At 69.5% G+C, this 12,840-nt stretch carries 11 protein-coding genes; 5 read left to right on the top strand and 6 right to left on the bottom strand.

Annotation, left to right across the window (positions count from 1 at the left end; genetic code table 11):
* Positions 1 to 97 precede the first annotated feature (97 nt).
* From ACQ4L4_RS19640 to ACQ4L4_RS19620, 5 genes are read left to right on the top strand one after another with little or no spacing between them, the layout of a single operon-like run.
* A complete protein-coding gene (locus ACQ4L4_RS19640) occupies positions 98 to 2,218 on the top strand; it encodes a two-component system sensor histidine kinase NtrB (RefSeq protein WP_431100571.1) in 2,121 nt (706 codons plus the stop codon).
* On the top strand, positions 2,215 to 2,871 hold the full coding sequence (locus ACQ4L4_RS19635; RefSeq protein WP_431100570.1) for a response regulator transcription factor: 657 nt from the start codon (positions 2,215 to 2,217) through the stop codon (positions 2,869 to 2,871). Before ACQ4L4_RS19640 ends, ACQ4L4_RS19635 begins: the two co-directional genes overlap by 4 nt.
* A gap of 46 nt (positions 2,872 to 2,917) precedes the next feature.
* Positions 2,918 to 3,892, top strand: a complete 975-nt coding sequence (thiL, locus tag ACQ4L4_RS19630) for a thiamine-phosphate kinase (RefSeq protein ID WP_431104977.1) — start codon at positions 2,918 to 2,920, stop codon at positions 3,890 to 3,892.
* Entirely contained in the window at positions 3,889 to 4,410 is a 522-nt protein-coding gene (locus ACQ4L4_RS19625; RefSeq protein WP_431100569.1) for a phosphatidylglycerophosphatase A family protein, read from the top strand. The genes thiL and ACQ4L4_RS19625 overlap by 4 nt, the downstream gene beginning before the upstream one ends.
* A 10-nt stretch (positions 4,411 to 4,420) precedes the next feature.
* Positions 4,421 to 4,921, top strand: coding sequence for a CinA family protein (locus ACQ4L4_RS19620; RefSeq protein WP_067281115.1), 501 nt, complete (start codon positions 4,421 to 4,423; stop codon positions 4,919 to 4,921).
* 54 nt (positions 4,922 to 4,975) lie between these two features.
* On the opposite strand, the gene ACQ4L4_RS19615 is transcribed toward ACQ4L4_RS19620, so the two are convergent.
* The 6 genes from ACQ4L4_RS19615 to ACQ4L4_RS19590 form a co-directional block, all read right to left on the bottom strand.
* Positions 4,976 to 7,390 (bottom strand): putative bifunctional diguanylate cyclase/phosphodiesterase, encoded by a 2,415-nt coding sequence (locus ACQ4L4_RS19615; RefSeq protein ID WP_431100568.1) that lies wholly within the window; start codon positions 7,388 to 7,390, stop codon positions 4,976 to 4,978.
* 7 nt (positions 7,391 to 7,397) lie between these two features.
* Positions 7,398 to 8,012: a methylamine utilization protein gene (locus tag ACQ4L4_RS19610; RefSeq protein WP_431100567.1), complete on the bottom strand. Its 615-nt coding sequence runs from the start codon at positions 8,010 to 8,012 to the stop codon at positions 7,398 to 7,400.
* Between the two features lie 26 nt (positions 8,013 to 8,038).
* Positions 8,039 to 9,106: a DNA polymerase III subunit delta gene (gene holA / locus ACQ4L4_RS19605; protein WP_431100566.1), complete on the bottom strand. Its 1,068-nt coding sequence runs from the start codon at positions 9,104 to 9,106 to the stop codon at positions 8,039 to 8,041.
* A 19-nt stretch (positions 9,107 to 9,125) separates the two neighbouring features.
* Complete coding sequence (gene lptE, locus ACQ4L4_RS19600) at positions 9,126 to 9,644, bottom strand: LPS assembly lipoprotein LptE (protein WP_431100565.1); 519 nt, start codon at positions 9,642 to 9,644, stop codon at positions 9,126 to 9,128.
* Between the two features lie 2 nt (positions 9,645 to 9,646).
* Positions 9,647 to 12,280, bottom strand: a complete 2,634-nt coding sequence (gene leuS / locus ACQ4L4_RS19595) for a leucine--tRNA ligase (RefSeq protein WP_431100564.1) — start codon at positions 12,278 to 12,280, stop codon at positions 9,647 to 9,649.
* Between the two features lie 89 nt (positions 12,281 to 12,369).
* Positions 12,370 to 12,840, bottom strand: a complete 471-nt coding sequence (locus ACQ4L4_RS19590) for an ExbD/TolR family protein (protein WP_431100563.1) — start codon at positions 12,838 to 12,840, stop codon at positions 12,370 to 12,372.

The raw sequence follows: 12,840 nt of genomic DNA, 5'->3' as shown, positions 1-12,840 counted from the left end.
CGCGCCCGGGCGATCCTTTCAATCGCCTTTCATGCTGCGTTCACGCCGCGTTCACGCGTCACGTGCCGACATTCCTTTCGACGCCCCTTCGATCCGCTTGCCTGCTCCGACCATCATGCGGCCCGCCGCTCCCTTCACCCCGTCGGCACCGGGCGCCCGGCCGCGGCGCTGGCGTCGCGCCTTGCTGTGGGGGACGCTGGTCGCGCTGCTGCTGATCGCGCAGTCGCTGCTGCTGTCGCTGACCTTGAGCCATGAAGCGGCGCGCGCCCAGGAGGCGTCGGACCTGGCGGCGGCCGAGGTGACCGCGCGCGCCAAGCAGCTGATCGGCCGCGACCTGCAAGGACTGCAGGGCCTCATGTGGGCCGAGGACGACGACTGGCGCGGCAACGCCGCCGCGCAGCTGCGCCAGACGCGCGTGTTGCTGCGCATCGAGTTGCGCGACTCCGAGCGCCAGGTCCGGCGTGCGGTCGACTCGCCTTACGCGCCGCCGCTGTTCTCCGTCCTGGCACGCGAGCAGCTGCAGATCGAGACCGAACTCGCCTGCATCGCCGCGCTGCGGCAGGGCACGCCGCTGTTCTCGCGCTCGTACTTCGTGCCGGGTCCGGGCGGCGACGGCATGGAGGTCGCCGACCTCTGCCTGCCGCGCGTGCGCGCCGGGGAGCCGCGCTCCTACGTCGTCGCGACGATGGGCCTGCGGCCGCTGCTGGAGGAGTCGATCTCGCAGGACCAGGCGCGCCGCTTCGAGATGTCCTTCGTCGAGGGCGACGGCACGCGCCTGGCGCGCACCGGCCTGACGCGCGGCAGCGGCTTCTACCTGTCGGAGCGCCTGCTCGACCTGCCCGGCCTGAGCCTTCAACTGCGCGTCGACAACGCGACCGGACGGCCGCAGCTGATCCCGAACCTGGCGACGGCGCTGGTGCTCGGCCTGTCCATGGCGCTGTTCGCGCTGGTCATCATCCTGGCGCGCGACACCCGCAAGCGCGCGCAGGCGGAACACGCGCTGGCGGAGTCGCTGGCCTTCCGGCAGGCGATGGAGAACTCGCTGATCACGGGACTGCGCGCGCGCGACCTGGACGGCAACATCAGCTACGTGAATCCGGCCTTCTGTGCGATGGTCGGCTACCCGGCGGAGGAGGTGGTCAACACCGGCCGTCCGCCGCACGCGCCGCCGTACTGGCCGCCGGAGTTCACCGATGAATACTGGCGCCGGCACCACGACCGCGAGGCGCGCTGGGAAGCCGGGCTGCCGCCGCGAGAGGGCTTCGAGACGGTCTTCGCCCGCAGCACGGGCGAGCGTTTCCCGGTGATGATCTACGAGGCGCCGCTGCTGAACGCCGAAGGCCAGCAGACCGGCTGGATGAGCGCGGTGCTGGACCTGAGCGCGCAGCGCAAGGTCGAGGAGCTGTCGCGCCAGCAGTCGGACCGGCTGCAGGCGACGGCGCGGCTGGCGACGGTGGGCGAGATGGCCTCGCTGCTGAGCCACGAACTGAACCAGCCGCTGGCGGCGATCGCGAGCTACGCGACGGCTTCGATCAACCTGATGGTGCGCGAGGCCGACGATCCCCAGACGCCGGCGATGGTGCGCCAGGCCGTGACGCGCATCGCCGAGCAGGCCGAGCGCGCCGGCCGCGTCATCAAGAGCGTGCACGACTTCGTCCGTCGCCGCGAGGCGGCGCGTGAATGGGTGAACGTGGAGCAACTGCTGGACGCGGTGCTGCCGCTGATCCGGTTGCAGGCGCGCAAGAGCGGCGCGCGCATCGAGATGGACCTGTCCAAGGGCCTGCCGCGCGTGCGCTGCGACCGGACGATGGTCGAGCAGGTGCTGCTGAACCTCACCCGCAATGCGATCCAGGCGATGGACGGTCCGACGCCGCTGGCCGACCGGACGTTGATCATCCAGGTGAAACGGCTGCAGCCGCGTTGGCTGAGCTTCGCGGTGATCGACCGCGGGCCCGGCATTCCGCCGGAAGTGGCGCGCCAGCTGTTCACGCCCTTCTTCACGACCCGGACCGAGGGCATGGGCCTGGGCCTGAGCCTGTGCCGCACGGTCGTGGAGCAGCACGGCGGCGCCATGGATTTCGAAAGCCGCGTCGCGCCCGCGTCGCCGACCGGGACCGAGTTCCGTTTCAGCCTGCCGTGCGAGGATGCGCCTGGTTCGGCCCTGAAGTCCGGGACCGAGCGCTTCCCCGTCACTGGATCTGGAGAGTCGTCCGCATGAAGCCGCAGTCCCTGCCGATGGTCTACCTCGTCGACGACGAGGAAGTGGTGCGCGACGCGCTTGCCTGGCTGCTGCGCTCGCGGCGGCTGCTGTCCGAAGGCTTCGGCAGCGCCGAGGCCTTCGAGTCGATGCTGGACGGCCTGCCGCGCAGCGGGCGCGACTGGCCGTCGGCGCCGAGCTGCCTGCTGCTGGACGTGCGGATGCCCGGGATGAGTGGCCTGGCGTTGTTCGAGCGGCTCATCGAGCGCGGCCTGCTGGAGACGCTGCCGGTGATCTTCCTGACCGGCCATGGCGACGTGCCGACGGCGGTCGCGGCGGTGAAGCAGGGCGCCTACGACTTCGTCGAGAAGCCCTTCTCGGACAACGCGCTGGTGGACCGTGTCGAGCATGCGCTTGCGCAGAGCGCGGAGGCGATCGCCGCGCGCGACGCGAAGCTGGCCCTGGGTCATCGCGTCGGCGACCTGACCGAGCGTGAACGCGAGGTGATGCAGCTCGTCGTCCAAGGCCTGCCCAACAAGCTGATCGCGGACCAGCTCAACATCAGCGTGCGCACGGTGGAAGTCCATCGCGCGCGGGTCTTCGAGAAGATGGATGTGAAGTCCGCGGTCGAACTGTCCAACCTGCTGCGCGGCGACAATGCCGCCCATGGGTGATTCTTCTGACGCATCGGGTGCGGGCGGGCGCCGGGATGGCCGGCCACTGGGCGAGTTCGACCTGATCGACCGCTTCTTCGGCCGCGCGGGGCGCGCCGGCCGGACCGAGGGGGGCGCGGTGGCGCTGGGCATCGGCGACGACTGCGCGGTGCTGACGCCGTCGGCGGGCCATCAATGGCTGGTGACGGCGGACATGCTGGTCGAGGGCCGGCACTTCCTGTCGACGGTGTCGCCGCGGCGGCTCGGCCACAAGGCGCTGGCGGTGAACCTCAGCGACCTCGCGGCCTGCGGCGCGACGCCGAAGGCCTTCTTCCTGTCGCTGGCGCTGCCGCGCGTCGACGAGACCTTCCTGGCGGGCTTCGCGCAGGGGCTGTTCGAGCTCGCGGACGCGCATCACATCGTGCTCGCCGGCGGCGACACGACGGCGGGGCCGCTCAACATCAACATCACCGCGATGGGCGAAGTGCCGGCTGGCCAGGCGCTGCTGCGCTCGGGCGCACAGGTGGGCGACGACGTCTGGGTCAGCGGCACGCTCGGCGATGCGCGGCTGGCGCTGGAGGTGTTCCGGGGCACGCTGTCGCTGAGCGCGGCGCAGTTCGACGAAGCCCGCCTGCGGATGGAAATGCCCGAGCCGCGTGTCGCGCTCGGCCGCGCGCTGCGCGGGATCGCGACGAGCGCCGTGGACGTCTCGGACGGGCTGGCCGGCGACATCGGCCATGTGCTGAAGCGCTCCAACGTCGGCGCGACGCTGCGGCTCGCGGACCTGCCGCGCTCGGCGGTGCTGGGCGCGATGCCGGAGGACATCCAGCAGCTGTGCCTGCTGAGCGGCGGCGACGATTACGAACTGGTCTTCACCGCGCCTGCGGATGGGCGCGAGCGCGTGCTCGATGCGGGGCGCGCGTCCGGCACGCCGGTGTACCGCATCGGCCGCATCGATGAAGCACCCGGCCTGCGCATCGTCGATGGCGCGGGCCGTCCGCTGCAGGGCTCGCTGCAGAGTTTCGACCACTTCAAATCATGAGCGCGGTGCGTCCGACTTTCGGCTTCATGGCGAGGCACCCCGCGCACTGGATCGCGATGGGTTTCGGCAGCGGCTTGGCGCCGAAGGCGCCGGGCACGGTGGGCACGCTGTGGGGCTGGGCCGCGTTCGCGATCCTGAACCTGTGGCTGACGCCGCTGCTGTGGGGCGTGGTGATTGCCGCGAGCATCCCGATCGGCTGGTGGGCCTCGACGGTCACCGCGCGGAACCTGCGGACCTGCGATCCGGGCTCGGTCGTGTGGGACGAGATCGTCGCGATCTGGCTCGTGCTGTGGCTGATCATGCCGGCGGGCTTCTGGTGGCAGCTGGCGGCGTTCGGTGTGTTCCGCTTCTTCGACGCGGCGAAGCCGGGGCCGGTGCGCTGGGCTGACGCGCTGTTCAAGATCGAACCCGGACAGCCGGTGACGGTATGGCAAGGCTTCGGCATCCTGTTCGACGATCTCGTGGCGGCCGGATGTACGCTTGTGGTGTTGGCTGGCGCGAGGGTGTTGCTGCAATGAGGAGATCCCCATGCTGTTTCCCGACGAATCCGAACTGATCGAACGCATCGCCCTGGCGCTGATCCAGCGCAAGGAGCGCATGGGCACCGCGGAGTCCTGTACCGGCGGGCTGATCGCGGCGGCGTGCACGAGCCTGGCGGGATCGAGCCAGTGGTTCGAGCGCGGCGTGGTGAGCTACACCAACCAGGCGAAGACGGAACTGCTCGGTGTGCCGGCGGCGCTGATCACCCTGCACGGCGCGGTGAGCGGGGAAGTGGCCGAGCAGATGGCGCGCGGGCTGGTGGCGCACGCGCCGATCGACTGGGCGATCGCGGTGACCGGCGTGGCCGGACCGGGCGGCGGGACCGAGAACAAGCCGGTGGGGACGGTGTGGCTGGCGCTGATGCACGGCCGCCAGCGCGTGCGCGTGTGGAAGGAACACTTCACCGGCGACCGGCATGCGGTGCGCGCGCAGACCGTGCGCGCGGGGCTTGAGGCGCTGTGTGATGCCCTTGAGGACAGAGATTCCTGACAGGCGTCGAATCCAGCACGGTAGCCGACGTTCATCCAGGGCAAGACCTGCCCCTCACAACCCCGCCAGAATGGTGTTCGCTCGCGCGTCTCCCAGGTCCGGCGGCTGCCAGCCGCGGAGCCAATCGGCGAACTTCTCCGCCGGCATCGGCCGCGACAGGTAGTAGCCCTGGCCCTGGTCGCAGCCCAGCGTCTGCAGTAGCGTCCATTGCTTGGCCGTTTCCAGCCCCTCGGCCACCACCGTCAGCCCCAGGTTGTGCGCCAGCTCGATCGTCGAGCGCACGATCTTCGCGTCGTCGATGTCGCGCTCCATGTTCATCACGAAGCTGCGGTCGATCTTCAGCTCGTCCACCGACAGCTGCTTCAGATACGCCAGCGACGAGTAGCCCGTCCCGAAGTCGTCGATCGACAGCTTGAAACCGAGCGCGTGCAACTGTTCGAGGGTCTGCAGCGCGCGTTGCGGGTCGTCCATGATCGCGGACTCGGTGATCTCCAGGCACATCGCCGGCGGCGGCACGCCCGCCACCAGGTCCGCCACCTTGATCGGCAGGTCCTGGTCCATCAGGTCGCGTGTCGACAGGTTCACGCTGATCGGCAGCGCGAGGCCATCCCGTTGCAAGGCCATCCACGCCTGCGCCGAGGCATGCAGCACCCACGCGGTGATCTGGCGGATGAAGCCCGTCTGCTCGGCGAACGGGATGAATTCCATCGGCGGCACCAGGCCGCGCGTCGGATGCTGCCACCGCACCAGCGCCTCCACACCCGAGATCTTCTGGCCGTGCAGATCCACCTTCGGCTGCAGGAACAAGCGCAGTTCGCCAGCGTCGATCGCGTGCCGCAACTCGCTCAGCAGCGACAGCGATTCCTGGCTGGCCGCATCCATGCTCGGTGCATAGACCTCGCAGCCGCTCTGTCCGCGCTTGGCCGCGTGCATCGCCAGCTCCGCGCGCGCCAGCAGCAGCATCGGATCGCGCCCGTGCTGCGGATACAGCGCCACGCCCATCCCCGCCGACAGGTCCACCGTCTGATCGTCGATGCTCAGGGCCCGTTCGAAGTCGCGCTGGATGCGCCTGCAGATCGATTCGGCCCGGGTCGCGCCGGCGCCCTCGATCATCAGCAGGAACTCGTCGCCGCCCACCCGCGCGATCAGGCTCACCTCATCCTTCAGCAGGTGCTGCAGCCGGTCCGCCACCGCGCGCAGCAGCCGGTCGCCGAAGGGACGCCCCAGCACGTCGTTGACATGCTTGAAGCGATCCAGGTTCAGCATCAGCAGCGAGAAGCGCACGTCGCTGTCCGCCATCCGTCTCGCGAGGGCCTGCTGGAACTGCTCCCGATTGGGCAGGTCGGTCAGCGGGTCCCAGAAGGCGAGGCGGTTCACCTCTTCCTCGCGCGCCCGGATGCCCTGGCGCATCGCTTCGAAAGCCTCGGCCAGATCACCGATCTCGTCGCGCGAGGGGCGCTCCACGGGTTGCGCGTAGTCCCCCTGGCCGAGCCGGTGCGCCGCGCTCGCCAGTGCCTTCACCGGGCCGCTGATGCGTCGTGCGGTCAGCACCGCGCCGATCGCGAACAGCACCACCCCGGCCAGGCTGACGCCCAGCAGCATCCATTGCAGACGGCGGTAGGGCGCCACCGCCTCGTCGACCGAGCGCAGCAGCAGCACCGCCACGGTCTTCTCCATGTCGCCGCCGTGTGCCAGCGGCTGCAGGCGTGCCTGGAACTGCTCGCCGTCGAGTTCCAGATGGAAGGTGTGCGTGGCGCGCTCCGCCGTCGCGATCGCCGGCATCGCCTGCACCGCGCGCGCCGTCGCCGCGGGATCCAGCACGCTCGACAGCACCTGCCACTGCCCCGGCGCGGCCTGCGTGAGCAGCACGCCCTGGATGTGAACGATCCGCTTGAGCTCCTCCAGCTGCTCGTTCCTCATCTCGAAGCCGGTGAAGATCCAGCCACCCAGCCCCGCCGCCCGCATGCGCGCGACGACCACCTGATAGGCCTTGCCGTCGAGCAGCAGCAGCTGGCTTTGGGTGCGCCCCTGCTGCTGCCGCGTCACGCCGCGCAGCAGCGGCGCGATCCGGCGCGCGATCGGGTCGGTGGCCGTCACCAGCTCGAAGGCGTCGCTGGCATAACCGATGAAGGCGGCGTCGCCGCGTTCGCTCAGGTTGGTGAACACGTCCTGCAGCGTGGCGCGCAGTTCCTCGCCCTGCAGGCCCTGCGCGACCGCCTCGCGCAGGCCGTGGTCGGACTGCAGCAGGTCGGCCACCAGGCCGCGCTGCTCGTTGTCCTCGTCGATCAACTGGATCAGGATGCGCTCGCTGGCCTCGAGTTCCTCGGCCACCGAGGCCCGCGCGTTGCGACCGATGCCTTCGTTGATGAGCGTGAGGTTCAGCACCTGGACCACCAGCAGCAAGGCCAGGAACAACGCGACGATGCGCCCTTCCAGCCGCCGCAGGTTGAGGAAGTCCGGCCAGCGCATCGCGGCGTCAGTCCTTCAGCTCGACCTTCAGCACGCCCGCCGCCCCCGCGCCCACCGTCATGGGTTGCGCGGTCGGCGCGGCGTTGCCCAGGCGCGTCGCCCACAGACGCAGGCGGTGATCGCCCGCCGGCAGGTTCAGCCTGACCTCGCCCCTGGCGTCGGTGATGCCGAACACCGGCGTGTCGACGACCACGATGTGCGCGCTCATCCGGTCATGGATGTTGCAGCCCAGCTGCGCCACGCCGGCCTTGTCGAAGACCACCGGCTCCGACGGCGTGCCCGAGTACAGCTTGAGCTCGAACTTCTTCGTCGGCGAGAACGAATAGACGTGGTGCCGGACGGTGTCGAAGTTGGGGAAGTTCACCGCCGTGCCGGTCTGCACCACCAGCAGCTGTGGCTGGAACTGGCGGTCCCGCTGGGACATCTCGGCGGTCACACCGGTCGCGGGCCTGGCCGGCTGGCCCTTCAGTTCGACGGCGACGGCTGCGTTCGGCACCGGTGCGCCACCGGCGTCACGGACCTGGATCGTCCAGTCCGCCGCATGGGCGGCCGTGGCGCTCATCAGCGCGCCCGCCAGTGCCGCGGCTGCAATCGACGAGGGGGCGGAACGGGAGGGGCTCATCAGCAACGCGAGAGGGAAGACAAGCGTCAACCATAGCGGGTTTTCTGTGCCGGCGGGCGCAGGGCTTGCTCCAGCATCAGGGCCAATCGCCCCAGCGCTTCCCACGGATCGGTGGGCCATTCCGGGTGACGCAGCCCCTTGACGATGCCGTCGCAGATCTGCGCCGCCACGACCAGCCGCGTCAGCGCCGCGCCGTGCAACTGCGGCACGATGCGTTCGAAGAGGCGCTCCTTCGGCCCCCAGATGCGGGACTCCCGCAAGGCCATCGGCAGTGGCTTGCCCGCGGCCACCGCGTCGTGGACGCGCTTCAGGCCGCGGATGTCCTCGGCCATGGTCCAGTGCACCAGCACCGCGGCCTCGCCCTCGGCCTTCAGGCCGTCGAGCATGCGCAACACCCGACCCACCTTGCCGCTCAGCAAGGCCTCGCTGAGCTTGAAGACATCGAAACGGGCCACGTCGAGGACTGCCGCCTCGATCTGCTGCAGGCTCAGCTCGCCCGCCGGGTGGAGCAGCGCGAGCTTCTGAAGCTCCTGGTGCGCGGCGAGCAGGTTGCCCTCGACGCGATCGGCGAAGAATTCCAGCGCGCGCTGGCCGTCCGGGCCGGCCGCCACCGGCTGCCCCTGCTGCTGCAGCCGCCGGGCGATCCAGGCGGGCAACTCGCGCCGCTCGACCGGGTCGACCTTCACCGACACGCCGGCACTGTCCAGCGCCGTGAACCAGGCGCTGCTCATCTGGGTCTTGTCCAGGCGCGGCAGCGTCACCAGCGTCAGCACGTCCGGCGGCAAACCGTCGACATACCGCTGCAACGCGTCCGAGCCGTCCTTGCCCGGCTTGCCGCCGGGGATGCGGATCTCGATGAGCTGCTTGTCGGCGAACAGGCTCATCGCCTGCGACGCCGCGATCACCGAGGCCCAGTCGAAGTGCGCGCCGCTGACGATGAAGACCTGACGCTCGCTGTAGCCCTGCCTGCGCGCCTCGGCGCGCAGCGTGTCGGCGGCCTCCTGCGCGAGCAGCGGCTCGTCGCCATGCACGACGTACACCGGCTTGAGCCCTTTCGCCAGATGGCCGGCGAGCGCTTCGCCCTTGATCTGCATGCGCGCGGTCCGTCCGGGTTCAGTTGGGCAGGTGCACCGCCGCCAGACGACGCAGCAGCAGTCCCACGGCCTCCACCTGCATCGCCTTCTGCAGCGACGCCTCTTCCTGCTCCTTGGCCAGCGCCGCGCTTTCGCTGTAGTTCATGTCGCGCGTGAGCCGCAGCTCGGTGCGCGGCAGCAGGATGTCCCCGCCCGCCGTGCGCAGCGAGTAGTCCAGCGACAGCCGCAGCTGCCATTCCGTGATCTGCCCGGCCGCGGTCGTCGCCACCGAGGTCTTGTCGCGGATCTCGCGCTCGGCGTCGATGATCACGTCCGCGCGGTTCGGGTCCTCGACCAGGCGCACCGTGCTGCGCTGCACCTGCCGGCGCAGTTCCTGCGCCAGCGGCGAATGCGGGATGAAGCCGGTCAGCGCCAGCGTCTTGAAGTGATAGACCGGTTCCTTGCGCAGCTCGAAGCCGCAGCCCGACAGCAGGCCTGCAGCACCAACTGCGCCCAGGGCGCCCAGGGAAGCGAACGACAGCAGATCGCGGCGCTTCATGCTCACACCACCACGTTGACGAGACGGCCGGGCACGATGACGACCTTCTTGGGCGCCTTGCCTTCCGCGAATTTCTCGAAGTCCGGGCTGGCCAGCGCGATCGCCTCGATCGCGGCCTTGTCGGCCGAGGCCGCCACCTTGATCGCGCCGCGCAGCTTGCCGTTGACCTGCAGCATCAGCTCGATCTGGTCCTGCACCAGTGCCGACTCGTCGACCTGCGGCCAGGCGGCGTCCAGCAGCTCGCCCAGCTCGGCGGCGAAGCCGAGCTCGGTCCACAGCGCGTGCGCGATGTGCGGGCAGGCCGGGTAGATCACGCGCAGCAGCACCGAGAAGCCCTCGCGCACCGCGGCCGACTGGCCCTCGGCCTTGAAGCCTTCCAGCGCGTTGAGCAGCTTCATCGCGCCGGAGACCACGGTGTTGTACTGCATGCGCTCGTAGTCGTACGAGACCTGCTTCAGCACCAGGTGGACTTCGCGGCGCAGCGCCTTGCCGTCGTCGCTCAACGCGGCGAAGTCGACGCCGCCGGTCTTGATCGCCTCGGCGTGCTTCGTGCCGAAGCCCCACACGCGCTTCAGGAAGCGATGCGCGCCTTCGACGCCGGCGTCGTTCCACTCGAGCGTCTGCTCCGGCGGCGACGCGAACATCACGAACAGGCGGGCCGTGTCGGCGCCGTACTCGTCGATCAGGGCCTGCGGGTCGACGCCGTTGTTCTTCGACTTCGACATCGTCGTCATCTCGTACTCGAGCGGCTTGCCGTCGGCCTTCAGCGTGCCGCCGGTCGGCACGCCGTGCTCGTTGCGGGTGACGTCGACCTCGTGTTCCCAGTAGTAGTGCTTGCCGGCGTCTTCCGGCTTGCGGAAGAAGGCGCCCTTCAGCACCATGCCCTGCGTCAGCAGGTTGGTGAAGGGTTCGCTGAACTTGATCAGCTTCAGGTCACGCATGACCTTGGTCCAGAAGCGCGCGTACAGCAGGTGCAGGATCGCGTGCTCGATGCCGCCGATGTACTGGTCCATCGGCATCCAGTAGTCGGTGCCGTCGGCGACCATCTTCTCCGGGTTGGTCGCGTCGCAATAGCGCATGAAGTACCACGAGCTGTCCACGAAGGTGTCCATCGTGTCCGTCTCGCGCTTGGCCGCGGCGCCGCACTTGGGGCAGCTGCAGTCCAGGAAGTCGGCGCGCTTGTTCAGCGGGTTGCCGCTGCCGTCGGGGATGCAGTCCTCGGGCAGCACGACGGGCAGGTCCTTCTCGGGGACGGGCACCGCGCCGCAGGTGTCGCAGTGGATGATCGGGATCGGCGTGCCCCAGTAGCGCTGGCGGCTCACGCCCCAGTCGCGCAGGCGCCAGGTCGTCTTCTTCTCGCCCAGGCCCTTGGTGCCCACCAGCTCGGCCACCTTGTCCACCGCCTGCTTGTGCGTCAGGCCGTCCAGCGCGCCGGAGTTGATGCACACGCCGCGCTGCTTGTCGCCGTACCACTCGGCCCAGGCGTCGGTCGAGTAGGCCTCGTCGCCCACCGCCACGACCTGCTTGATCGCGATGCCGTACTTCTTCGCGAAGGCGAAGTCGCGCTCGTCATGTGCCGGCACGCCCATCACGGCGCCGTCGCCGTAGCTCATCAGCACGTAGTTGCCGACCCAGACCTCGACCTGTTCGCCGGTCAGCGGGTGCGTCACGAAGAGGCCGGTCGCCAGGCCCTTCTTGTCCTGCGTGGCCAGTTCGGCCTCGGTCGTGCCGCCCTGCTGGCATTCCTCGATGAAGGCGGCCAGCGCGGGATTCGTCTTCGCCGCGTGAGCGGCCAGCGGATGCTCCGGCGCGACGGCGCAGAAGGTCACGCCCATGATCGTGTCGGCGCGCGTCGTGAAGACGTAGAGCAGGCCGCCCTGGATGGGCTGGCCATCGTCGCCGGCGATCGCATGCGGGAAGGCGAAGCGCAGGCCCTCGCTCTTGCCGATCCAGTTCTCCTGCATCAGGCGCACGCGCTCGGGCCAGCCCGACAGGTAGTTCTTGTCCGACGGATCGGCGACCGCGGCCAGCAGTTCCTCGGCGTAGTCGGTGATCTTCAGGTAGTAACCGGGGATCTCGCGCTTCTCGATCGTCGCGCCCGAGCGCCAGCCCTTGCCGTCGATGACCTGCTCGTTGGCCAGCACGGTCTGGTCGATCGGGTCCCAGTTCACGACCTGCGTGCGGCGCTCGGCGATGCCGGCCTCCAGCATCTTCAGGAACAGCCACTGGTTCCAGCGGTAGTAGTCGGGCTTGCAGGTGGCGATCTCGCGCGACCAGTCGATCGCCAGGCCCATGGCCTGCATCTGCGACTTCATGTACGCGATGTTGTCGTAGGTCCACGCGGCCGGCGGCACCTTGTTCTTCATCGCCGCGTTCTCCGCGGGCAGGCCGAAGGCGTCCCAGCCCATCGGCATCAGCACGTTGTAGCCCTTCATGCGCAGCTGACGCGTCAACATGTCGTTGATCGTGTAGTTGCGGACGTGGCCCATGTGCAGCTTGCCGCTGGGATAGGGCAGCATGGAGCAGGCGTAGAACTTCGGCTTGGACGCGTCCTCGACGACGCGGTAGGCGTCGCGGGCGTTCCAGTGATCGCGGGCGGCCTGTTCGACCTCGGAGGGGGCGTATTTCTCGTTCATGGTGGCTCGGGCAACGTAGCCGTCGATTGTAGGAGGCCGCGCACGGTCGCCCCATCCACCGTGGGAGGGCCACCCTGCGGGGGGAACGATCAGCGCTTCGGGGGAGTTGCGGCGGCGCCTTTTGCAGGCTCGGCGCCGTCGGCGGGCTCGCCGTGCTCGGCGACGAACGCGATCCGGTTCAGGCCCGCCTTCTGTGCCCAGCCGATCAGCTGCGCGACCTTGCCGTAGGGCACGGACTGGTCGGCGCTCAAGCGCAGCTCGGCATCGGGCTGGCGCTGGGCCAGTTGCGTCAGGCGCTCGCGCATGGCCTTGGCATCGAGCTTGTCCTCGCCCAGCACGTACTCGCCCTCAGGCGTGATCGCCAGCGCGATGAAGCTCGCACCCGGCGCGGGCGAGGCGGCGTCGCTCTTGGGCAGGTCCAGCTTGAGCGCGCTGCCCATCAGCGGCGCGGCGATGATGAAGATCACCAGCAGCACCAGCATGACGTCGATGAGCGGCGTCATGTTGATCTCGCCCATCGGCTTGGGCGCTTCGCGGCGTTCAAGGCGGCCGAACTTCAT

The sequence above is a fragment of the Roseateles noduli genome, from assembly GCF_050626985.1.
GTDB lineage: Bacteria > Pseudomonadota > Gammaproteobacteria > Burkholderiales > Burkholderiaceae_C > Roseateles > Roseateles noduli_A.
This window is presented reverse-complemented; position numbering and strand designations above follow the sequence as displayed.